This is a genomic window from Winogradskyella pacifica (genome assembly GCF_003386275.1).
Taxonomy (GTDB): domain Bacteria; phylum Bacteroidota; class Bacteroidia; order Flavobacteriales; family Flavobacteriaceae; genus Winogradskyella; species Winogradskyella pacifica.
The window spans coordinates 674,176-696,260 of the sequence record NZ_QREI01000001.1; the positions used below are offsets into that span (position 1 = coordinate 674,176).

23 protein-coding genes are annotated in these 22,085 nt (G+C 33.5%); 14 read left to right on the forward strand and 9 right to left on the reverse strand.

Features of this window, described 5'->3' with window-relative positions:
- The first annotated feature begins 50 nt into the window (after window positions 1-50).
- Window positions 51-1,661, forward strand: a complete 1,611-nt coding sequence (locus DFQ09_RS02885) for an Ig-like domain-containing protein (protein WP_115808076.1) — start codon at window positions 51-53, stop codon at window positions 1,659-1,661.
- On the opposite strand, the gene DFQ09_RS02890 is transcribed toward DFQ09_RS02885, so the two are convergent.
- From DFQ09_RS02890 to DFQ09_RS02905, 4 genes are all read right to left on the reverse strand, one after another.
- Complete coding sequence (locus DFQ09_RS02890; RefSeq protein ID WP_115808077.1) at window positions 1,645-2,427, reverse strand: amidohydrolase; 783 nt, start codon at window positions 2,425-2,427, stop codon at window positions 1,645-1,647. The genes DFQ09_RS02885 and DFQ09_RS02890 overlap by 17 nt on opposite strands.
- 2 nt (window positions 2,428-2,429) lie before the next feature.
- Window positions 2,430-3,056: a hypothetical protein gene (locus DFQ09_RS02895; protein WP_147298313.1), complete on the reverse strand. Its 627-nt coding sequence runs from the start codon at window positions 3,054-3,056 to the stop codon at window positions 2,430-2,432.
- 7 nt (window positions 3,057-3,063) lie between these two features.
- Complete coding sequence (locus DFQ09_RS02900) at window positions 3,064-3,591, reverse strand: hypothetical protein (protein ID WP_147298314.1); 528 nt, start codon at window positions 3,589-3,591, stop codon at window positions 3,064-3,066.
- A gap of 77 nt (window positions 3,592-3,668) precedes the next feature.
- Window positions 3,669-4,811, reverse strand: a complete 1,143-nt coding sequence (locus tag DFQ09_RS02905; protein ID WP_115808080.1) for a methionine aminotransferase — start codon at window positions 4,809-4,811, stop codon at window positions 3,669-3,671.
- Window positions 4,812-4,893: 82 nt separating this feature from the next.
- Here DFQ09_RS02905 and DFQ09_RS02910 point away from each other — a divergent pair, with 82 nt between their 5' ends.
- Window positions 4,894-7,023, forward strand: coding sequence for a S46 family peptidase (locus tag DFQ09_RS02910; RefSeq protein ID WP_115808081.1), 2,130 nt, complete (start codon window positions 4,894-4,896; stop codon window positions 7,021-7,023).
- A 287-nt stretch (window positions 7,024-7,310) separates the two neighbouring features.
- On the opposite strand, the gene DFQ09_RS02915 is transcribed toward DFQ09_RS02910, so the two are convergent.
- Both DFQ09_RS02915 and ahcY read right to left on the reverse strand, forming a co-directional pair.
- Window positions 7,311-7,781: a DUF1569 domain-containing protein gene (locus DFQ09_RS02915; protein WP_115808082.1), complete on the reverse strand. Its 471-nt coding sequence runs from the start codon at window positions 7,779-7,781 to the stop codon at window positions 7,311-7,313.
- A gap of 267 nt (window positions 7,782-8,048) precedes the next feature.
- The gene (ahcY, locus tag DFQ09_RS02920; protein WP_115808083.1) at window positions 8,049-9,365 is read right to left on the reverse strand and encodes an adenosylhomocysteinase; all 1,317 of its coding nucleotides are present in this window, start codon (window positions 9,363-9,365) and stop codon (window positions 8,049-8,051) included.
- Between the two features lie 130 nt (window positions 9,366-9,495).
- Between ahcY and DFQ09_RS02925 the strand changes: the two genes are divergently transcribed.
- From DFQ09_RS02925 to DFQ09_RS02960, 8 genes are all read left to right on the forward strand, one after another.
- Window positions 9,496-10,122, forward strand: coding sequence for a 4'-phosphopantetheinyl transferase family protein (locus DFQ09_RS02925; protein WP_115808084.1), 627 nt, complete (start codon window positions 9,496-9,498; stop codon window positions 10,120-10,122).
- Window positions 10,122-10,853 carry a geranylgeranylglyceryl/heptaprenylglyceryl phosphate synthase gene (locus tag DFQ09_RS02930; protein ID WP_115808085.1) on the forward strand — a complete coding sequence of 244 codons (732 nt, stop codon included), beginning with the start codon at window positions 10,122-10,124 and terminating at the stop codon, window positions 10,851-10,853. Before DFQ09_RS02925 ends, DFQ09_RS02930 begins: the two co-directional genes overlap by 1 nt.
- Window position 10,854: 1 nt before the next feature.
- The gene (locus DFQ09_RS02935) at window positions 10,855-11,115 is read left to right on the forward strand and encodes a hypothetical protein (protein ID WP_115808086.1); all 261 of its coding nucleotides are present in this window, start codon (window positions 10,855-10,857) and stop codon (window positions 11,113-11,115) included.
- Complete coding sequence (gene pnuC / locus DFQ09_RS02940) at window positions 11,099-11,728, forward strand: nicotinamide riboside transporter PnuC (RefSeq protein WP_115808087.1); 630 nt, start codon at window positions 11,099-11,101, stop codon at window positions 11,726-11,728. Before DFQ09_RS02935 ends, pnuC begins: the two co-directional genes overlap by 17 nt.
- Window positions 11,689-12,258 carry an AAA family ATPase gene (locus DFQ09_RS02945; protein WP_115808088.1) on the forward strand — a complete coding sequence of 190 codons (570 nt, stop codon included), beginning with the start codon at window positions 11,689-11,691 and terminating at the stop codon, window positions 12,256-12,258. Before pnuC ends, DFQ09_RS02945 begins: the two co-directional genes overlap by 40 nt.
- Entirely contained in the window at window positions 12,255-13,811 is a 1,557-nt protein-coding gene (locus DFQ09_RS02950) for a DUF4301 family protein (protein ID WP_115808089.1), read from the forward strand. The genes DFQ09_RS02945 and DFQ09_RS02950 overlap by 4 nt, the downstream gene beginning before the upstream one ends.
- 2 nt (window positions 13,812-13,813) lie before the next feature.
- On the forward strand, window positions 13,814-14,218 hold the full coding sequence (arfB, locus tag DFQ09_RS02955; protein ID WP_115808090.1) for an alternative ribosome rescue aminoacyl-tRNA hydrolase ArfB: 405 nt from the start codon (window positions 13,814-13,816) through the stop codon (window positions 14,216-14,218).
- A 589-nt stretch (window positions 14,219-14,807) separates the two neighbouring features.
- Complete coding sequence (locus DFQ09_RS02960) at window positions 14,808-17,024, forward strand: TonB-dependent receptor (protein ID WP_115808091.1); 2,217 nt, start codon at window positions 14,808-14,810, stop codon at window positions 17,022-17,024.
- Here DFQ09_RS02960 and DFQ09_RS02965 read toward each other — a convergent pair.
- Complete coding sequence (locus tag DFQ09_RS02965) at window positions 17,021-17,452, reverse strand: hypothetical protein (RefSeq protein ID WP_147298315.1); 432 nt, start codon at window positions 17,450-17,452, stop codon at window positions 17,021-17,023. The genes DFQ09_RS02960 and DFQ09_RS02965 overlap by 4 nt on opposite strands.
- Before the next feature lie 366 nt (window positions 17,453-17,818).
- Here DFQ09_RS02965 and greA point away from each other — a divergent pair, with 366 nt between their 5' ends.
- Entirely contained in the window at window positions 17,819-18,292 is a 474-nt protein-coding gene (gene greA / locus DFQ09_RS02970; protein ID WP_115808093.1) for a transcription elongation factor GreA, read from the forward strand.
- A 101-nt stretch (window positions 18,293-18,393) separates the two neighbouring features.
- Window positions 18,394-18,783 (forward strand): HIT family protein, encoded by a 390-nt coding sequence (locus tag DFQ09_RS02975; RefSeq protein ID WP_115808094.1) that lies wholly within the window; start codon window positions 18,394-18,396, stop codon window positions 18,781-18,783.
- 3 nt (window positions 18,784-18,786) lie between these two features.
- On the opposite strand, the gene DFQ09_RS02980 is transcribed toward DFQ09_RS02975, so the two are convergent.
- A complete protein-coding gene (locus DFQ09_RS02980; RefSeq protein ID WP_115808095.1) occupies window positions 18,787-19,143 on the reverse strand; it encodes a hypothetical protein in 357 nt (118 codons plus the stop codon).
- Window positions 19,144-19,234: 91 nt separating this feature from the next.
- The gene (locus tag DFQ09_RS02985) at window positions 19,235-20,395 is read right to left on the reverse strand and encodes a sensor histidine kinase (RefSeq protein WP_115808096.1); all 1,161 of its coding nucleotides are present in this window, start codon (window positions 20,393-20,395) and stop codon (window positions 19,235-19,237) included.
- A 213-nt stretch (window positions 20,396-20,608) separates the two neighbouring features.
- Between DFQ09_RS02985 and DFQ09_RS02990 the strand changes: the two genes are divergently transcribed.
- Together DFQ09_RS02990 and DFQ09_RS02995 are read left to right on the forward strand one after the other, a co-directional pair.
- Window positions 20,609-21,478, forward strand: coding sequence for a flavin reductase family protein (locus DFQ09_RS02990; RefSeq protein WP_115808097.1), 870 nt, complete (start codon window positions 20,609-20,611; stop codon window positions 21,476-21,478).
- Window positions 21,479-21,523: 45 nt separating this feature from the next.
- Window positions 21,524-21,901, forward strand: a complete 378-nt coding sequence (locus tag DFQ09_RS02995; RefSeq protein WP_115808098.1) for a DUF3127 domain-containing protein — start codon at window positions 21,524-21,526, stop codon at window positions 21,899-21,901.
- Window positions 21,902-22,085: the final 184 nt, after the last annotated feature.

Sequence of the window (22,085 nt, forward strand, 5' to 3'; positions counted from 1 at the left end):
CGTTTCTAAATAAATTATATTGTTTCTTTGTGCTAAATTATTTTGAATAGATGCGTTTACCTATAATGCGAATTTTAATCCTCATTTTAATTGCAATTAGTATAGCTAGTTGCGCCAATCGCGGTACTCCTACAGGTGGCGAGAAGGATATTTTACCACCCGAAATCACAAAATCTGTACCAGCGAATTTTTCGACTAACTTTAAAGGTGATGAAATTAGAATTTACTTTAATGAATACATCAAAATAAAAGATCTTAGAAAACAACTTATTGTGTCGCCTCCTATGGACACAGAACCATTAGTTACACCAATGAGTGGCGCTAGTGATTACATTACAATTAAAATAGTTGATACTTTAGAAGCCAACACCACCTATGCGTTTAATTTTGGAGAAAGTATTGTAGATAACAACGAAGAAAACCCTTATCCGTATTATCGCTATGTGTTCTCTACAGGAAACATTATTGATTCGTTGTCTGTAAAAGGGTATGTTGTAGATGCTCTAAAAGAAGAACCAGACACCTTTATTTCGGTGATGTTGTATGAAGTGGATTCTACGTACACAGATTCTATAATTTACAAACAAAAACCAAGATATATTACCAATACACTAGATAGTCTTACAAGTTTTAACATTGAAAATATTAAAGCAGGAACCTACAAACTGATTGCGTTAAAGGACAAGAACTCAAATTACATGTTCAATCAGAAAAACGATAAAATAGGCTTTAAAGAAGACTTTATTACGGTACCCACAGACGACTCTTACAAGCTGACTCTTTTTAACGAAAAGGTAAATTATAAAGCCGTTAAACCGTCACAAGATGGTGAAACACGTATTATTTTTCCTTACGAAGGAGATTATGAATCTATGCGAATCGAAGTGCTCGGAGATACACCTGAAGCTTATAAAACCCGAATTGTAAAAGATCCAAAGACAGATACATTATACTATTGGTATAAGCCAAAATTTGAAATTGACACGACATTCTTTCTCGTTAAGAACGATAAGCAAATTGACACCTTTAAACATCGCTTTAGAACTATAAAAGGAGATTCTTTAAGTATAAAACCGTCTATACAAGGAACATTACATTTTAATGAGGATTTTACTATTGAAGCTAATATTCCATTGGCTAAAATTGACACCACAAAGATTAAAATTATAGATAAAGATTCTTTGGCTGTGCCTTTAAAAGTCGAATACGATTCTATTTTTAATCGCTATAAATTCCCCATAGATAAGCAAGAAGGTCAGAAATACAACTTTACTATGCTTCCTGGCACATTTACCGATTTCTACGATAACATCAATAAAGACACCCTAACATATTCCATAAGAACCAAAATGAAATCTGAATACGGAAAGATTAGAGTCAATATTAGAAATGCTAAATTTCCATTAATTTTACAACTCGTTAATGAGAAAGATGAAGTAATGTACGAGCGTTATACTACAGATTCTCCTGTTGTAGATTTCACAGATTTAGTTCCTAGAAAATACAAGCTACGTGCTATTTTTGACACTAATGAAAATGGAAAATATGACACTGGCAATTTCTTGTTAGGCATACAACCAGAACGTGTTAGTTACTCAGAACCTATTGAGGAAGTTCGCTCTAATTTTGACTTTATTGAAGAGTTTACGCTTTTAGATTAAAGTTGTCTCTATCGTTTAAAAAATTCAATTTTTCTCGGTATTTAGTAATCGTATCTTTTTCTAAAACTACGATTGCTATAGCATCTTCGTTTTCGGATAAATTATCCATTCTAGTTCCTAAAACATCATACACCACAGAATGACCAGAGTATTCATGGTTATTTCCATCTAACCCTACTCTATTTACACCAATGCAATACGTCATGTTCTCTATAGCTCTAGCTTCTAACAAGGCATCCCAAGCTTTTATGCGCACTTTTGGCCAATTAGCCACATAAATTAAAAGATCGTAATCTTCGACATTTCTAGCCCAAACCGGGAAACGTAGATCGTAGCATACCAACGGACAAATTTTCCAACCTTTATAGTTAAACATCACTTTCTCAATTCCGGCTGTATAAACGTTGTGTTCGCCTGCTAACGTAAAGGTGTGGCGTTTATCGTAAGTTGTAATTGTACCAGAAGGCTCCACACAAACCATACGATTATAGTAATTGTTATTTTCAAAAATTACGAGACTTCCCATAATAGCCGCCTCTTTTTCTTTTGCCAATTGTGTTAACCAAACCATAGTGTCGCCAGTCATAGTTTCAGCGACTAATTTAGGATTCATGGTAAAACCAGACGTAAACATTTCTGGTAAAACAATAAGATCAACACCTTTTGTAATGGTGTTGATCTTATCATTTAGTAAACGTCTATTTTCTTTGGGGTTTTCCCAAACCAAAGACGTTTGTATTAAGGCTACGTTTAAAACGTTAGACATAGTTATATTTTTCGTTTTGCTTTTTCTACTTTTTCAGTAAGCTTAGATAATTTATCTAGCCACTTACTATCATCAACAGGTGACAATTTACCTTTTCTTTTTAACTTCTCATATTTCTGCTGAGACTTGTTTAATTTATCTTCAGCTTTTTTCAAGTTAGATTCTAGCTTTGCTTGTTTTTCTAATGCTTTTTCAGCCTTTTTTTCAGCTTTTTCGGTTTTTTTCTGTGCTTTCTCAGCATCAGCTTTTTCCTTCTCTAAATTTTTAGCAGCTTTCTCCTTTTCTTTTACGGCTTTTTCTTCTTCTTTCTTAAGCTTTGCTGCTGCTTTTTCAGATTTTACAGATTCAGCCTTTGCTTTTTCTGCTTCTAATTTTGCCTTCGCTTCAACTTCTTTAGCTTTTGCTGCTTCTAACTTAACTACTGCATCTGCTTTAAGTTTTTCTGTAATCACTGCTGCCTCTTTAAAAATAACTGCTTTTTCTTCTAAACTCAAAGTAGCTGTTACATCTTTTCCTTCTAAGAAAATTTTCTCATTTTTTACCTCATAAATTTTTCCTTCTTTGGTAATTTCTTGTGCATTTAAAAACAACACAAACACTAGGCTAACACAAGTTAATATATATTTCATAATTTTTTTATTTATTTAAGTTATTCATTTTTTCTTTTGCTTCTTCAAACTCTTCTTTTAAATCGTTTAATTTTTCGGACCATTCGTCCTCATCATTTGGTGATAGTTTCCCTTTTTTCTTTAGCTTTTCATATTTCTTTTGTTGTTTTTCTAAACGTTTCTTTGCCTTTAAAAAATCATCACGAGCATCTTCTTTTGCTTCTAACTTTTCTTTTAATGCTTCTTGCTGTTCTTCAAGCTCATCTTGTTTCTCTTCTACAGCTTCTTCTCGTTCTTTTAACGCTTTCTGTTTCGCTTTAAGATCCGCTTCTAGCGCTTCTGCTTCTGCTTTAGCTTTTCTATTTGCTTTTAGAGTCGATTCAATTTCAGATTTACGTTCTTCTGTCAATGTTTCGGTAACATCCGCTCCATTGTTTATAATAGAATTACCTTTTACCTCATAGACTTTTCCGTCTTCAGTAATAACACGTTCAGTGCTACCGCAAGACATCATTAAACTTACTAAAAAACATACACATACATAGTGAAATTTCATACTTTATTCTATATTTTGTTTCTATTAATTAGACACAAAAAGCCCACTAAAGTCACTGTATTACGAAAGTTTTAACATTAAATGCTGTTCAAAATTTCAGCAGCTTTAACCAAAGTCTCATCTGTTTTCGCAAAACAAAATCGCAACACCTTATCGTCTTGATTCTTAGTATTAAATACCGAAAGTGGAATGGCTGCAATTTTAAATTCTTTGGTTAATCGTTTTGCAAAATCCACATCCGATTCATTTGTTATTTCAGAATAATCCAACACCTGAAAATAAGTGCCTTGTGACGGTTGAAACTTAAATTTTGATTCTGAAATTAAACTCAAAAACAAATCGCGCTTACGCTGAAAAAAAGTATTTAATCCAAGATATGTTTCTACATCTTGCATATAATCTGCAATACCTTTTTGAGAAGGATGGTGAACCGAAAACACATTAAACTGATGCACTTTTCTAAATTCTACCATTAACGCTTCTGGCGCACAACAATAGCCAATTTTCCATCCTGTGTTATGAAATGTCTTTCCGAAGGAAGCACATATAAAACTGCGTTGTTTTAAATCTTCAAATAAACACGCGCTTTGATGTTGTGCGTCATCAAACACAATATGTTCGTAAACCTCATCACTCAATATAATAATATCGGTATTTCTGGTTAATTTTTGAAGTTGATGCATATCATCCTTAGACCAAATGGTACCACTTGGATTATGAGGTGAATTGATAATAATCATTTTCGTTTGAGGCGAAATTTTTGAAGCCACCTCTTCCCAATTCACACTGTAATTTGGCGCAGATAGTTGAACCGGAATCGTTTTCCCTCCATTAATTTCAACAGCGGGCTCATAACAATCATAAGCGGGCTTAAACATAATTACCTCATCATTTCGTCTTATAAATGCTGAAATAATTGTGTAAATGGCTTGGGTTGCTCCTGCTGTAACTGTAATTTCTTTTTCAGGATGATAGGTGCTTTTATAGAGTAATTGATATTTATGGGCAATCGCTAAACGCAACTCTAAATTACCAGCCATTGGCGCATATTGGTTATACCCATTATTCATGGCATTCGTAACCAAATCATTCAACTTTTGAGAACTTGGATAATTAGGAAAGCCTTGTGACAGGTTTATGGCATGATGCTCTTTAGCCAAAGCACTCATTACAGTAAAAATGGTGGTGCCCACGTTCGGTAATTTTGATTTGATTTTCATAAAAAGTGGTCTTTATATCTCAAAACATTAAAGATATAAAACAAGCTTTTCTATCTTTACAAAAACTAATAAAATATTAACTATGCGCTTTTTAAAAATTCTTTTTCTTTTCGTTGTTTTTCAAGCTTCAGCCCAACAAGGTGGTATGTGGATCCCTTCACTTTTAGAAGGTATGAATGAAGATGAAATGCAAAGTTTGGGCAGTAAATTAACAGCTCAAGATATTTACGATGTCAATAATTCTAGCTTAAAAGATGCCATTGGTCATTTTAATGGTGGTTGTACTAGTGAAGTGATTTCAGACCAAGGTTTAGTACTGACCAATCACCACTGTGGTTACAGTCAGATTCAATCCCATTCGTCTTTAGAAAACGATTATTTAAAAGATGGTTTTTGGGCCATGAATTTAGATGAAGAATTACCAAACGAAGGCTTATTCATTGAATTTATAGTAAGTATTCACGATGTATCTGAAGTGGTTTTAAAAGGTATTACGGATACTATGACGGAAACTGAAAAGCAATCTCTAATTTCTAAAAACAGTAATGCAGCACTAAAAACTTGGCCAAAGGAATCGTGGCAAGATGTAAAAACAAAAGCCTTTTATGAGGGGAATCAATACTTCTTATTTGTAACAGAACGTTTTGATGATATCCGTTTGGTGGGAACACCTCCAACTAGTATTGGTAAATTCGGAAGCGATACTGACAACTGGGTTTTCCCTAGACATACTGGTGATTTTTCGTTATTCAGAATTTATGCAGATGCTAATAATCGTCCGGCAAAATACAGCAAAGACAACAAACCTTACAAGCCAAAACATTTTCTTCCAATCTCTTTAGATGGTGTTGAAGAAGGTGATTTTACTATGGTTTTTGGTTTCCCAGGAACGACTAGCGAATATTTACCAGCTGTTGCGATAGAACATATCACAAAAGATTATAACCCTACGAACATTGCGATTCGTGAAGCGGCTTTAAAAATCATTGATCAAAAAATGAAAGAAAGTGACGAAGTTAGAATTAAATATGCCTCTAAACAGGCACGAATTGCTAACTCTTGGAAACGATGGATTGGTGAAAACTTAGGAATTGAAAAAAGTAATGCCGTTGAAAAACGTCGCGAATTTGAAGCCACATTCACCAAGGCTTTAAAAGAAAAAGGACTAGAAGACAAATACGGAAACATTCTTCCGGAATTCGACAGACTTTATAAAGATTTTGCACCTATAAATATTAAGCGTAGAAACTTTATAGAGGTCTTCTTAACAACCAATGAATTAATGCAAATGACCTTTAGAGCGTATCAAGTTGAGCAGGCTTTAATCGCCAACTCTGAGAATCTAGAAAGAGGAAAAGAAGTTTTAACTGGTCAGCTACAAGGTATTCATAAAAATTATGATGTAGATTTAGATAAAGGTGTGTACGAAAATGTAATGCCTTTATACGGAAAATCTGTAGATGCTACTATTTATGATAAAACAGCGTTTACCAATTTAGAATCGGCATTACAATTATTAGAAGGTGATGCAGAAACCGTAATTAAAAATCTTAATAACGATGCTGCCTATGCCTATGCAAAACCTATAATTGCTGAGTTTTTTGACACGCTTAATCCTGAATATTTACAAAAAAACGAACCCATAACGGCTTTACAAACTAAGTATATGACGGCACTTATGGAAGCTTTACCTAATGAGCGTTATTTTCCGGATGCTAATAGTACACTTCGTGTTACTTACGGTCAAGTACGAGGATATTCTCCAAGAGACGCGGTCTATTACGAGCCCGTAAGTTATTTAGATGGTGTTATTGAAAAGTACATTCCAGGTGATTACGAATTCGATGTACCTCAAAAATTAATTGAATTATACGAAGCTAAAGACTACGGACAGTATGCAGATAGTAACGGAAAAGTACCTGTTTGCTTTTTAGGAACCAACCACACTACAGGTGGAAACTCTGGAAGTCCTGCAATTGATGCGCATGGAAATTTAGTTGGATTAAACTTCGACAGAGTTTGGGAAGGGACCATGAGTGACATGAATTACGATCCTGAAATTTGCCGAAACATTATGGTAGATTTACGTTACGTCCTTTTTATTGTCGATAAATATGCAGGAGCAAAACATCTGATTGACGAAATGGAATTGGTGCATCCTAAAACCGATAGTTCTAAGAAAAAGAAAAGAAGAAAAGCTAAGAAAAAGTAAGCAGTTCTTTAGTCTTCAGTTGGCAGTCGCCAGTATATTAAAAATATTAAGCTCTCACACGTTTCACAAACTTGTGAGAGCTTTTTTTATGGGCTACATCTTTAGAGGCTTCTCGATACAATTTTCTCGTACCTCGAAAATCACTCGAAGTGACGTAATGATTGTAATTAGAAGTTTTTAAAATTGAAACACAAGTATCAGTTCGAGTGGAATTGCTTTTTTTTGCAATTTTGTAGTTCGACTGCGCTCAGTAAAGCTATCGAGAACCTGTAAGCGTTAAATCTTAACTACTTCAATATACTCTTTACAATTTTTAAATGATGATTAGTATGTGCATCCAAGAATTGCACAATTCTATATTTATTAATATTCCCAAATAAGGGATGTTTAAAATAAGCGTTATCGTCTAAACTAGATATCGTTGTTATCTTCGCTCTCGATTCTGCTAATTGTAATAGAATATCAGCCTCTAAAATGACTTCAGGTGGTGTCACATATTTTGGTGCTTTCGCTTTTCCCCTTGGAAAGAATCTAAACTTCAATAACAATTTACCTATAAAACTAAAATTATCCTTATACAACGCTGGATCTGAATTCTGCATCGTTGTCACCACAGTGTTAATCACTTTTAAGCTATGATCTAAATGCCATGCTACAGTCGCTTTTGAAACATTAGTATTTAAAATTTCACGTTGTGGAATATAACCTTCAATTTGGCTTAATGCATTTTGTAAAACTGTAATATCTAACTTTTTCATTTAAATTTATTTTGTTGAAAGGTAATTAAAATGAATCTGGCTAAAAAGTTTGTTTTGTCAAATGCACTAACGATTGAAACGGCATCCTTTTTTGAGGCACGAGAAAAAGATATAGTGAAAAGCGTGGTTTAATTTGGTGCTAAAAACCAAATTAAAATTGCCCAAATAAAAAAACCCCAAACACGAATGCTTGGGATTTTTAAAATTCAGTTTCTATTAATGAGATTGCCACGTCGCTATAAAGCGCCCCACAATGACATTCTTTGATTAGTATCTGTAATGCTCAGGCTTATAAGGACCTTCAACTTTTACACCAATATAATCGGCTTGGTATTCTGCCAATTCAGTCAACTCAACACCAATTTTTTCTAAGTGTAATTTTGCTACTTTTTCGTCTAAAACTTTAGGTAACATGTAAACATCGTTTTCGTAGTTTGCACTGTTTTTCCAAAGTTCAATCTGCGCTAAAGTCTGGTTTGTAAATGAATTACTCATTACAAAACTTGGATGACCAGTTGCACAACCTAAGTTTACTAAACGACCTTCAGCAAGAAGAATAATATCTTTTCCGTTGATGTTGTATTTGTCTACTTGAGGCTTAATGGTATCTTTAGTAGCACCATGTTTCTCGTTTAACCAACCTACTTGGATTTCGTTATCAAAGTGACCAATATTTGCTACAATCACTTTGTCTTTCATTGCTTCGAAATGCTCAGCACGTACGATATCTTTATTTCCAGTTGTTGTGATAATAATATCAGAATTACCAACAACGGTTTCTAATTTCTTTACTTCAAAACCGTCCATTGCAGCTTGTAAAGCACAAATCGGGTCAATTTCAGTAACAGTAACAATAGAACCTGCACCTTTAAAAGAAGCCGCTGTACCTTTACCAACATCACCATAACCACAAACGGTTACACGTTTACCAGCTAACATAATATCTGTTGCGCGACGAATTGCATCTACTGCAGATTCTTTACAACCGTATTTATTATCAAACTTAGATTTAGTTACAGAATCATTCACGTTAATTGCTGGCATTGTTAAAGTACCATTCTTAACACGCTCGTAAAGTCTGTGAACTCCAGTCGTTGTTTCTTCCGAAAGACCTTTTATACCTTCTGATAATTCTGGGTATTTATCTAAAACCATATTAGTTAAATCACCACCATCATCTAAAATCATGTTTAATGGCTTACGATCTTCACCAAAGAATAATGTTTGTTCAATACACCAATCAAATTCTTCTTCTGTTAATCCTTTCCATGCATAAACCGCAGTTCCTGCAGCAGCAATTGCAGCAGCAGCTTGATCTTGCGTAGAGAAAATGTTACAAGAACTCCAAGTTACTTCAGCACCAAGCGCTTGTAAAGTTTCTATTAAAACTGCTGTTTGAATCGTCATGTGAAGACATCCAGCAATTCGCGCTCCTTTTAAAGGCTGCTCGTTTTTGTATTCTTCACGTAAACTCATTAAACCTGGCATTTCTGCTTCAGCTAAATTAATTTCTTTTCTTCCCCAAGCCGCAAGCGACATATCTTTTACCTTGTTAGGCACGTAAGCAACTGTTTTATTACTCATATTATTTTCTTTGTTTTTATATTTTAAACACCTTTGGGTTTAGCACTTAAATAGTTAAATTCGCTTATCTAAAAAATGCAAAATTTGCCTTAGGCGATGCAAAGATAATCAATAACATTCAGAATTCTAAATGCCACTATACAAATCCATTAGTGTAAATTCACAAACTACTGTTAAAATCTGGAAGATTGAAGAATCTTATGATGCTCTATTTCAGCCCCTAGACCTAAAACCACAAAGTTTACAACGTGTGTTAGGCATGAAAAGTGAGCTACATCAACGTGGTTTTTTAAGTGTTAGACATTTGCTACACGAGTTTGGTTATACAGACCAAGATTTATATTATGACGATAATGGAAAACCGCACCTTAAAGACGGTAAACACATTTCTATAACCCATTCCTTTACATTTGCTGGTGTTATTATTAGTGATAATGAAGTCGGAATTGATATCGAAAAACAACGTGAAAAAATAGAAGTCATAGCACATAAATTTGTCGATTATGAATCTAATTATTTAAAATCTACAGACGAAGATTACATTAATAGACTTACCGTCATTTGGGGAATTAAGGAATCTCTTTATAAGCTTTTTGCTACTCCAGGCATGTTATTTAAAGAGCATTTTTTGGTCATTCCATTTATGCTAAAAGATGGAGAAACTGTCGCTTGGATAGATTATAAAAACAAAAAATACAGATACAATACCGCTTTTTTAGAATTTGAAGGCTTTACTTGTGCTTACGTAGTTCCATAATGAATAATCTCTTCAAAAATATAATCGACGCTGTAAAAAAGGACATTAAACAATTAGCTGTTTTAATTGATCCTGATAAGATGAGGATTGAAAACGTTTCTAGTTTTATAGCTAAAGTCAACCAATCTATCGCTACACATATTTTTGTTGGAGGAAGCGAAGTTGACGACGGTTTAACTGAAACTTTAGTCATCGAAATAAAAAAATACACCGCACTTCCTATAATTCTATTTCCTGGAGATGTCATTCAAATTACAGATAAAGCGGATGGCATTTTATTTTTGTCTTTAATTTCTGGACGAAATCCTGATTACTTAATAGGAAAACAAGTAGAAGCCGTTTCCGAATTAGCCAAAACTAATCTTGAAATTATTCCAACAGGCTATGTGCTTATAGAAAACGGAAAAGAAACCGCTGTTCAACGTGTTAGTGAAACAAAACCGATTAAACGAAGTGACATTCAAATTATAACAGACACCGCTAAAGCTGGTGAATTATTAGGAATGAAACTTATTTATCTCGAAGCTGGTAGCGGAGCCACACACCCTATTGAACCTCATATTATTTCTGAAGTTAAACAACTATTAAACATCCCATTGATAGTTGGAGGTGGCATTAGAAGTAAAGCAGAAATAGAATCCGCCTATAAAGCAGGAGCAGATTTGGTGGTCATTGGAACAGCTTTTGAAGAGGAAGAATCCTTCTTTAATGAATTAAAAAACTTAACCTAATATGGAAATATCAGTAGATCTTACGCTTTCACCGTTACAAAATGATTACGAAAAGCATGTCATTAATTTTATTAAAGCACTGCGCAATTCAAAATTTAAAGTTTTAGAAAACCCCTTAAGCACACAAATATTTGGAAACTATGATGAGCTTATGCCTTTTCTAACTCAAGAAATAAAGCGTTCTCTTAATGATGTGGATATTTCTGTGCTAACCATGAAATTAGTTAAGACAAATAGAAGCGACTATGAACCAAATTTTTGATTTCTTTCTAGAGCCCTACAGAACAGCTTCAACGTTCAATATTATCATTGAAATTATAGCCGTAATATTTGGTATTGCTAGTGTTTGGTATGCTCAAAGAGAAAACATATTAGTATTTCCTACAGGAATCATTAATACCGTTATTTTTGTTTATCTGTGTTATGTATTTACTCTATATGGTGATTTAACCATTAACATTTACTACACTTTAATGAGTGTTTATGGTTGGTATATGTGGAAAAAAACCATAAAAGGAGAAGAAATATCTGTAACAAAATCGACTTCAAAAGATTGGAAAACAGCGATTCTAATCTTTACGACGACCATTATATTTGTCGTTTGTGTCTATTTGTATTTTGATCGTTTTGATAGAATAACAGATTATATAGATACAATAACAACTGGTATTTTCTTTGCAGCTATGTGGCTAATGGCAAATAAAAAAATAGAACATTGGATTTTGTGGATTGTTGCAGATATCATTTCTATTCCCTTATATTTTGTGAAAGGATTAGGGTTTACCGGACTGCAATTCATCATATTTTTAATATTAGCAATTCAAGGCTATAGAGCATGGAAGACGCACTTAAACAACAACCATCAAACTGCATAAAAGTAGTTTTATTTGGTCCTGAATCTACAGGAAAAACAACACTTTCTACACAGTTAGCCAAGCATTATAATACCGTTTGGGTACCAGAGTATTCACGAACTTATCTTCAAGATAAGTGGGACAATGAGCGGAAAATTTGCGAACCCAAAGACATACTTCCCATAGCAATTGGGCAAATGAAACTTGAAAACGAATTAGCACAAAAAACGGACTCAGTTTTAATTTGTGACACTAATTTACTGGAAACTAAGGTCTATAGCGAAGTATATTACCAAGGAGCATGTGACCCGATTTTAAATATATATGCTCTAAAAAATTTTTATAATCTTTACTTTTTAACCTATATTGACACACCTTGGGAAGATGACGACCTGAGAGACAAGCCCAATGAACGCGAACATATGTTTAATGCTTTCGAATCCGCTTTAAAAACCTATAAAAAACCTTATATAATTTTAAAAGGGAATAAAAAAGAACGACTAGAACTAGCTGTTAAGCATATTGATAACTTATTAATGAACAAGATATGAGTTTTACTGAAAACGACATCTACCAAATAGAATCTAACGATTTAACTTTAACAGGAATTAAAAATCAAATCGAGATTTTTGAAACCGGAATTCCATTTACAAATGTTTCAGATGCGGCTACATTAAATAACGGAATTATGCCATTAAACGATTCTAAAATTGAAGCGTATGTTGCATTATTTGAAGCCGAGAAAGATAAAAAATCGTTATTAAAGTTTGTGCCAGCTTCTGGAGCAGCAACACGGATGTTCAAATTTCTGTTCAAATTTGTTGGAGAATATAATTCCAATGAGCAATCTCTAAATTCATATATAAATAAAAACAACCTTAGAGAGCTATCCTTATTTATGGTCGGCTTAGAGAAGTTTCCATTTTACAATCAGGTATTAGAATTGCTAAAATCTAATGGAATTGATTATGAAAACTTATCTAATCAAGAAAAGGTTTGGCATTTTGCAAAGGCTATGTTAGATGAAAATCAACTCAACTTTGGAAACCAACCTAAAGGATTATTACCGTTTCACGATTATAAAAAGAACCATATTTCTACCGCTTTTGAAGAACACTTATACGAAGCCGCTTTATATGCAACAAGCAATGGAGTCGCTAAACTTCACTTTACGATTTCAGAAGTTTATGAACACAGGTTTACCGATGAGTTTAAAAATATTCAAAATCAGGTTGAAGAAAATACCGGAGTAACATTCGATATATCGTTTTCATACCAGCAACATTCTACGGATACAATTGCTGTAACGTTAAAAAATAGACCTTTTAGAGAAACGGACGGCACGTTATTGTTTAGGCCATCTGGACATGGTGCCTTACTAAAAAACTTAAATACTTTAGAAGCTGATATCATTTTTGTTAAAAATATTGATAACGTCGTTGTCTATAAATACATAGATGAAGTCGCAAAGTATAAAAAAGTATTAGCTGGCATCTTAATTGAATTACAAACTAAAGCATTCGAGTATTTACACAAATTAGACTCAGAACAGATTAATGAAGGTACATTGGTCGCTGTAGAGAATTTCTTAACGCACAAATTAAGTATCAAAATATCCGATGAGTACAAAAAATATACCGATCGTTATAAGATTGAATATTTAAAAGAAAAATTAAACCGTCCAATAAGAGTTTGCGGTATGGTTAAGAACGAAGGTGAACCTGGCGGTGGTCCGTTTTGGGTAAAAGATCATAAATCTAACCAATCACTTCAAATTGTAGAGTCGGCACAAATCAATTTAAAAGATCCAAAACAAGAAGACATTCTTAAAAATGCTACGCACTTTAATCCCGTAGATTTAGTTTGTGGGGTAAAAAATTACAAAGGTGAGAAATTCGATTTAGAAAATTATGTAGACCATAATGCCGCTTTTATAACCGAGAAAACCAAAAACGGCAAGGACTTAAAAGCATTAGAATTACCTGGACTTTGGAACGGAAGTATGGCGCATTGGAGTACTATTTTTGTTGAAGTTCCAATCATTACGTTTAACCCAGTAAAGACTGTAAACGATTTATTAAAATCACCACATCAAATTAAATAATAGTGGATGTAACCCTACTTAAATCTGAAATAAACTACAAATACGTCCGAAGCTCGGGAAGCGGAGGGCAACATGTAAATAAGGTATCTTCAAAAGCTGAATTATACTTCGATCTTAGCAACTCATCTGTTTTTAACGATGAGGAAAAACAAAAGCTTTCCGAGTTTTTCAATAATCGTTTAACCAAAGATGGTGTTTTAATTCTAGTCTGTGACGAAAGTCGAAGCCAGTTTAGAAACAAAGCTTTAGTTACGCAGCGGTTTTTAGAATTAATTCAAGAAGGCTTAAAGGAAGACAAAAAACGAATTTCAACTCGGGTTCCAAGATCAGTAAAACGAAAACGTTTAAAAGCAAAACGTATTAATGCTGATAAAAAAGCAAATCGGAAGCCACCAACGCTTGAATAAACTCTCAAAATCAAAGCATTAAACTCCACAAAAATGTACGCAAAGGCGCAAAATTGTGCGGTTACTCCTTGTGTCTTAGTTACTTTGTGAGCATGTTTTATCAGGGTTCATTATTCAGTACAAATTGTAAAGTAATAAGATTGTATTTTTCTCATTCCTCATCTTTTTTCCTTTGCACCTCTGCGCCTTTGCACCTCTGCATGAAAAAAACTTCAAGTATTCATACCACAACATAAAAAATCAAATTCATAATTCTTAATTCTAAAATCCGTTATATCTTTGCCGCGTTCTCAATAAAGGGGTGCCTAATATCGGCTGAGATCATACCCATTGAACCTAGAACAGGTAATGCTGTTTAGGAAGCGAGCGTAAGAAAATGTTTAGTAGACATTTTTAGCGAGTGCGATAAGGTTATCAATGATTGTTTTTCCACTTCTGAATTTTGATCTGTTATAATTTAATTATACATAGACAATTTCAAAAAGGAAAAAAGCAAGATTTAACTATCGCATAAGCATTAAGCTCACAATAATTAATTATTTACCAAGAATAATGACCTCTTTTTATTCGATTATAAATTTATAGTCGTATGAAAATTTTATTCAACAATCTCTCAAAAAAAAGTAGGCAGAGGTTAACACTTTCAATTGCCTTTTTAGGTATTTGTTCAGCTTATGGACAAGAAAAACAACAAGATTCAACCAAAGTTGAAAAACTAGACGAAGTTCTAGTAAGAGCTGTAAGAGTCGATGCTAAATCACCCATTACACATTCTAATGTGACCAAAGAAGCTTTAGCTAAACGTAATTTAGGACAAGACATTCCGATGCTATTGAACTTCTTACCTTCGGTAGTGACTACGACAGATGCAGGTGCAGGAATTGGTTACACTGGCATTAGAGTTCGTGGTGTAAGCTCACAATCTACCAACATTACTATCAACGGTATTCCGTATAATGATGCGGAATCATTAGGAACGTTTTGGGTTAATTTAGGTGATTTTGCGTCTTCTACAGAAAGTCTACAACTACAACGTGGCGTTGGGACATCTACTAATGGCTCTGGTGCTTTTGGAGCTAGTATTAATGTCCTTACCGATGCAATTTCAAAAGATGCTTCAGGCGAAATTTCTAATTCATTTGGAAGTTATAACACTAGAAAACATACCGTAAAATTCAGTACGGGTCTTATGAATGATCATATTGAAATCGCTGGTCGTTTATCAAATATTGTTTCAGATGGTTATATCGATCGTGCTTCAGCCGATTTAAAATCTTATTTTTTACAAGGGTCCTATGTAGATGATAATACCTTAATTAAAGCAATAACTTTTGGTGGTAAGGAAGTCACGTATCAGGCTTGGAATGGATTAGAAGATTTAGAGAAACTAGAAGACGACCGTACGTATAATACAGCAGGAGAATACACAGACAATAATGGTGATCCTCAATTTTACGATAATGAAGTTGACAATTATAGCCAAGATCATTACCAGTTACATTGGAATCAGCGTTACAACAACCAATGGTCAACCACATTGGGATTAAACTACACCAAAGGTCAGGGTTACTTTGAACAGTACAAAGAAGACGAAGGGTTTGACGATTATGGATTAGACCCATTAGACTTCAATGGTGACATCATTGATGAAACCGATTTAATTAGAAGACGTTGGTTAGATAATAATTTTTATGTTATCAATGCTAACGCTAACTATAAAGACGATAATCTTAATTTAATTTTCGGAGGCTCTTTTAGTCATTATGATGGTGATCATTTTGGTGAAGTGATTTGGGCAGAATATGCTAGTCAAACAGAAATTAGAGACCGTTATTATGATGGAAATAGTATAAAAAACGATTTATCTATGTTTACTAAAGCCAATTACAGACTCAACGAAAAAGTAAGTTTGTATGGAGATTTACAAGTTAGAAATGTCACTTATAAAACAACTGGCACAACATCTGATATTGTAGAATTTGCAATAGATAAAGATTTTACATTTTTTAACCCAAAGGCAGGAATCACCTATTCCTTAAATACGGGCAATGATCTATACTTTTCGTATGCTAGGGCCAACAGAGAGCCAAACCGAACGGATTTTGAAAGCAATGAAAACATAGAATCAGAACAATTAGATGATTTTGAATTAGGTTGGAGACATCAAAAGGGAAACTTTTCATTTAATGCCAATGCATATTACATGAGCTACAATGAGCAATTAGTGTTATCTGGAAGATTAGACGACGTAGGAAATCCAATAAGAACCAATAGTGGAAAAAGTTACCGTTTAGGTTTAGAATTAGAAGCTATAATTCCTGTAACATCGAAATTAACATTACAGCCTAATTTAACGCTAAGTACTAATAAAAATAAAGAAACAATTATTTCTTTTGATGATGAACTGCAGAACTTAGGCAAAACAGATATCTCTTTTTCTCCAGATTTAGTCGCTGCCAATGCCATCGTTTTTCAACCTATTGAGAATCTGCAAATGTCGTTGCTAAGCAAATTTGTTGGAGAACAATTTATGAGTAACACAGAAGCTAAATCCTCTAAATTAGACAGCTATTTTATTAATGATTTCAATATTAACTATACTTTAAAAACAGATTCTATATTTGATGCTATTGTATTTTCAGGTTTAGTTAATAATATTTTTGATGTGAAGTATATTTCTAATGGATTTTACTACACTTATGATGATAGTTGGTCTAACCCAGGAACAATCGCTACTATTGAAGGAGCCGGTTTTTACCCACAGGCAACTACTAACTTTTTAGTCGGAGTTACCTTGAAGTTTTAATTACTAACATAATAACTATTATTTCCGATAGCCTCAACTCTGTATGGTTTTAACGTACAGGGTTGAGCATTATCGTTAAGTGCTGTCCCCGTAAGTAAACTATATTCATTACCATCTTCACAACCACAAACCGCATTTAAACCTACAATTGTTAATTTAGAACACGAGGACGATGTATGATTAGGATCCGCACCATCCCAAGCTAAAATGGAATTCGCATTCGCTCGCACCAAAATGATTCCGTTATTGCCATAATTTTCGACTCTTATCGCATTTACAGGAAATAAAAGTTGATTAAATTGAGGAAGATTAAGATTCACAGTTAGATTAACTCCTACATCCAATAAATAGTTACAATTATATATTGGATCGTTTTTACTACAACCTAAAACAACCACACAACTTAGCATTAAAAATAATTTTTTCACAGATTTAATTTTTATTTTAATAGTTTGAAGTTTAGTGAATTGAAAAACCAAATTACCCGAAGCCACGATAACACTCGTCTTCTAGTTTAGCTTTTAAATTATTAACATTTTTTCTAAATTTTAACTTCAATTTTTGAAGGGCAATTTACTATTAATTCAACAATACGGTAAATATTTTATATATTTGCATAGTAATCTCGTCAGCGCGAGGTTTTTTTTATGCTAACATTATAATTATACAATAACAAACTTCTAAGAAGCACATAATATCTAAAGTCATTTTTGAGCCTGTCTGATTTTCAGACAGGCTCAAAAATGATAAAGAATCTGCTAATTAGATCGCGTTATATTTAAAACGATTAAATTATGAGTAAAGTATCTTATTACACAGCTGAAGGTTTAAAAAAGTTAAGAAACGAGTTAAGCCATCTTAAAGATGTGGAACGACCTAAGGCATCACAAGCTATTGGTGAAGCTAGAGACAAAGGCGATTTGAGTGAAAACGCAGAGTATGATGCTGCGAAAGAAGCACAAGGTATGCTAGAGATGAAAATTTCTAAAATGGAAGAAATTTTATCTGGAGCACGTGTCATTGATGAGTCTCAATTAGATTTGACTAAGGTTTTAGCTTTATCTAAAGTTAAAATTAAGAACCAAATCAATGGTATGGAGATGACTTATACTTTGGTTGCAGAAAGTGAAGCTGATTTAGCTACCGGTAAAATTTCAGTGAACTCACCTATTGGTAAAGGTTTATTAGGTAAATCTGTAGGAGATACTGCCGAAATACAAGTACCAAATGGTATTATGAAATTTGATATTCTAGAGATTTCTAGATAACAATCATTATATTTTAAATAAAATACCAAACTAATACAACAAAAAAGATTCCTCATTACAGGAATCTTTTTATATTTATAAAAGACAAGAATTATAAGATTATGGCAACTATTTTTACAAAAATAATTTCAGGTGAAATACCATCGTATAAAGTCGCCGAAACTGAAGATTTCTTTGCGTTTTTAGATATCAATCCAAATTCTAAAGGACATACACTTTGTATTCCTAAGAAAGAGGTAAATAAAATTTTTGATTTAGACGAAGCGACTTATTTAGGTTTAATGAAATTTTCGCGTCGTGTTGCAATTGCCTTAGAAAAAGCAGTTCCCTGCGAGCGTGTTGGTATGTCTGTAATTGGCCTAGAAGTTCCACACACACATGTGCACTTAATTCCTTTACACACTATGGAGGATGCTCGTTTTACAAATAAACAAAAAGTGACTCCCGAAGAGTTTAAGTCTATAGCCAAAAAAATTGGATCGTATTTATAGTACTTATTCTGAAAATACTCCTGTAGCAAATAAGATAATTGCGACCAACACCAAAACACCAAAAGCAATTAATGCCCATGCAATTGGTTTTAACTTAGTTGATTTAGGTTTTCTTTTAAGTCCTCTATTATGATAATCCACAACGCGTTCAATATCATCTGTCCAACGGATTGGAAAAATTTGAACATCACAGTTTAAACACGATAATTGACTCACTGTTTCGTCAGTTATAGCCTTGTAAAATTTAGTTTCAATTAATTTTTGCTTTAACGTAAGTTCTAAACTATCGTTAGAATAGCATTCAGGACAGTTATTACCTATCCTGGCTTCTTTTAAAGTAAAAAATCGTGAAGAATTCATCGTCAAATTTAAACTAAAATTTCAACATTTCAATTTTTAAATTTTTTCTCGGACCTGTCTAGCTTCTAAAACTTGCTAGTTATTCTTTAAACTAAACTTGCCTCAACAAAATCTGTATGGTTGTGCCATTTCCGATTTCTGAAGTCAATACTCTTATTTTACCATTGTGGTAATCTTCTACAATTCGTTTTGCTAAAGACAATCCTAGTCCCCAACCCCGTTTCTTAGTGGTGTAACCTGGCTCAAAAATTTTGGTAAACGACGACTTGGGAATGCCTTTTCCTGTATCTGAGATATTAATGAATACTTGGTTTTCAAGCTGTGTAAGTTCTAATTTTAAATCGCCTTTACCTCTCATGGCATCAATAGCATTTTTCACTAAGTTTTCGATGGTCCAACTATAAAGTTCTTCATTCAAATTCACTTGTATTTCGCGATCTGGTGTAACAATTTCGAAATTAATTAACTTCGAAGATCTCGATTTTAAGTATTCGTAAGATGATTTGGTAACCTCAACAATGTTCATGCTTTTAAGGGTAGGCACAGATCCTATTTTACTGAAACGTTCCGTTATAGTTTGAAGCCGATCAATGTCTTTTTCTATTTCTAAAATATACTCAGGGTTAACCGCTTCGGTCTTCAAAATCTCTGCCCAACCCACAAGCGATGATAAAGGAGTACCTATTTGATGTGCAGTTTCCTTTGCCATACCTGTCCAAAGTTTATTCTGTTCGGCAATTTTAGAACTACGATAAAAGAAATAAACAACGGCACCGAAGAGCAATATAATTAGCAATAAGGCCAACGGATAGTATTTTAATTTATTTAATAGCGGAGAATTACCGTAATAAACTGTTTGAAACACTTTATTGCCAATAATAACAGGAATAGGCTCATTCTCATTAGAAAATTTTTGTATTAGTTTTTCTAATTTTTCAGGGTCGTTTAATTCTTTGTCATCAATATTAATAGACGTTCCCAAGCTTCCATCTGCAATAACAACTAACATTGGTGTACTAGTAGTCATTTCTGTAAGAACATGAGATGTAACATTATTTACATCTTCATCGAGGTTATCCATATTCTTTAAAAGATCTATTTGTGCCACAGACCAAGTATTCATTTTAACGCGTTCCTCTTCTTTAAAATTTTGAAAAAAGGTATAGGTATTCCAAAGGATAAGTGAAATAATAATAAAAGATGAAATAATAATAATCCATCGGATTATATTTCGGTCGAAGCTAAAGGTCATTGGTTAATTTAATTTCATGTATTTAAAATAATAGGTTATTAAAAACACATGCTGTTTGCTATTAATCATTTATTTGGACGCTAAAAGTTTTAGCATGCACATTTCAATTTTAAATATAATGCAATTATGTTGATATTATTGTGCCAATACAGCTGTAAAATACTTTTGTCCCCAACCTAATATAATTATATTTGTTAAAAACCAGTATACTACATGGCTACATTTGACCCTCAAGACCTTACAACAGGCATTTTACATGGCTTTTTATTAAGTGCCGTTGCACCAAGACCTATTGCCTTTGCGAGTACAGTTGATAAAGATGGTAAACCCAATTTATCTCCTTTTAGCTTTTTTAATGTCTTTAGTGCCAATCCACCAATTTTGATTTTCTCTCCTGCAAGACGCGTTAGAGACAATACCACCAAACATACACTGCACAATGTAGAAGCTACAAGAGAAGTGGTTATTAATGTGGTAAATTACGATATGGTACACCAAATGTCTTTATCGAGTACTGAATATCCTGAAGGCACAAATGAATTTGAAAAAGCAGGTTTATCAATGCTACCTTCAGATATGGTAAAACCATTTAGAGTGGCAGAATCGCCTATTCAATTAGAGTGTAAAGTCAATGATATTCTTCCTTTAGGTTCTGAAGGAGGCGCAGGTAATTTAGTAATCTGCGAAGTCGTAAAACTTCACATTTCGGAAGAGGTTTTAAACGCTGACCAAACTATAAACCAAGAAGCCTTAGATTTAGTAGCAAGAGCTGGAGGAAGTTATTACAGTAGAGCTAAAAAAGGGTTTTTCGAAATCCCTAAACCCTTAGCGTCTATGGGTATTGGGGTCGATAATATGCCAGATCACATAAAAAACAGTATGATTTTAACTGGAAATAACATTGGGATGTTAGCAAATGTTGAAACCTTGCCAAATACAGACGATGTTAATAAGTTTATTAATGACATTAGTGAGCGATATCCAGACATTAAAACGGCATCTCACAGAGAAAAACACAAGTTGGCTCAAAATTATTTGAGCTATGGAGACGTAGAAAGTGCTTGGAAGTTATTACTTTCGTAGTCTGAAAATATTTAAGTATTATAATAAATTATAGATTAAGCAAAAATGGAAGTACAAGGACGAATTAAGATGGTAGGTGAGACTCAAACCTTTGGCAGTAACGGATTTAGAAAAAGGGAGATTGTAGTGACTACAGAAGAGCAGTATCCACAACATATTATGGTGGAGTTTGTTCAAGACAAATGTGATTTACTTAATAGCTACCAAGCTGGTCAGCAAGTTAAAGTTAATATTAACTTAAGAGGTAGAGAATGGGTGAATCCACAAGGTGAAACTAAATACTTTAATTCTATACAAGGATGGAGAATTGAAGCTGTGCAAGCGCAAGCTGCAAGTGGAGATATGCCTCCTGTTCCACCAACAGAAGCTTTTGAACCTGTTAGTGATTTAAACGAAGGTGATAACGATGATTTACCTTTCTAAATAAGGCAAATCAAACCCATATAAAAAGACTTGTTTTTAATTTAAAAACAGGTCTTTTTCTGTATATATCCTTCAATAAAAAAAGTCCTGATGGTTAGTCAGGACTTAGTACTTTGGTTTTAGGTTAGACCTTCAAAAAAAAGCAATGATGAACAAAAAATATTTGATAAAGGCCCACTCAAAT

Bases quoted from the DNA above. Each gene is read 5' to 3' on its own strand.
- DFQ09_RS02985 (WP_115808096.1), bottom strand. From the start codon at position 20,395: ATGACCTTTAGCTTCGACCGAAATATAATCCGATGGATTATTATTATT.
- DFQ09_RS02945 (WP_115808088.1), top strand. From the start codon at position 11,689: ATGGAAGACGCACTTAAACAACAACCATCAAACTGCATAAAAGTAGTT.
- DFQ09_RS02960 (WP_115808091.1), top strand. From the start codon at position 14,808: ATGAAAATTTTATTCAACAATCTCTCAAAAAAAAGTAGGCAGAGGTTA.
- DFQ09_RS02900 (WP_147298314.1), bottom strand. From the start codon at position 3,591: ATGAAATTTCACTATGTATGTGTATGTTTTTTAGTAAGTTTAATGATG.
- ahcY (WP_115808083.1), bottom strand. From the start codon at position 9,365: ATGAGTAATAAAACAGTTGCTTACGTGCCTAACAAGGTAAAAGATATG.
- DFQ09_RS02980 (WP_115808095.1), bottom strand. From the start codon at position 19,143: ATGAATTCTTCACGATTTTTTACTTTAAAAGAAGCCAGGATAGGTAAT.
- DFQ09_RS02935 (WP_115808086.1), top strand. From the start codon at position 10,855: ATGGAAATATCAGTAGATCTTACGCTTTCACCGTTACAAAATGATTAC.
- DFQ09_RS02975 (WP_115808094.1), top strand. From the start codon at position 18,394: ATGGCAACTATTTTTACAAAAATAATTTCAGGTGAAATACCATCGTAT.
- DFQ09_RS02990 (WP_115808097.1), top strand. From the start codon at position 20,609: ATGGCTACATTTGACCCTCAAGACCTTACAACAGGCATTTTACATGGC.
- DFQ09_RS02895 (WP_147298313.1), bottom strand. From the start codon at position 3,056: ATGAAATATATATTAACTTGTGTTAGCCTAGTGTTTGTGTTGTTTTTA.
- DFQ09_RS02995 (WP_115808098.1), top strand. From the start codon at position 21,524: ATGGAAGTACAAGGACGAATTAAGATGGTAGGTGAGACTCAAACCTTT.
- DFQ09_RS02890 (WP_115808077.1), bottom strand. From the start codon at position 2,427: ATGTCTAACGTTTTAAACGTAGCCTTAATACAAACGTCTTTGGTTTGG.
- DFQ09_RS02885 (WP_115808076.1), top strand. From the start codon at position 51: ATGCGTTTACCTATAATGCGAATTTTAATCCTCATTTTAATTGCAATT.
- pnuC (WP_115808087.1), top strand. From the start codon at position 11,099: ATGAACCAAATTTTTGATTTCTTTCTAGAGCCCTACAGAACAGCTTCA.
- DFQ09_RS02925 (WP_115808084.1), top strand. From the start codon at position 9,496: ATGCCACTATACAAATCCATTAGTGTAAATTCACAAACTACTGTTAAA.
- DFQ09_RS02950 (WP_115808089.1), top strand. From the start codon at position 12,255: ATGAGTTTTACTGAAAACGACATCTACCAAATAGAATCTAACGATTTA.
- DFQ09_RS02910 (WP_115808081.1), top strand. From the start codon at position 4,894: ATGCGCTTTTTAAAAATTCTTTTTCTTTTCGTTGTTTTTCAAGCTTCA.
- greA (WP_115808093.1), top strand. From the start codon at position 17,819: ATGAGTAAAGTATCTTATTACACAGCTGAAGGTTTAAAAAAGTTAAGA.
- DFQ09_RS02915 (WP_115808082.1), bottom strand. From the start codon at position 7,781: ATGAAAAAGTTAGATATTACAGTTTTACAAAATGCATTAAGCCAAATT.
- DFQ09_RS02930 (WP_115808085.1), top strand. From the start codon at position 10,122: ATGAATAATCTCTTCAAAAATATAATCGACGCTGTAAAAAAGGACATT.
- DFQ09_RS02905 (WP_115808080.1), bottom strand. From the start codon at position 4,811: ATGAAAATCAAATCAAAATTACCGAACGTGGGCACCACCATTTTTACT.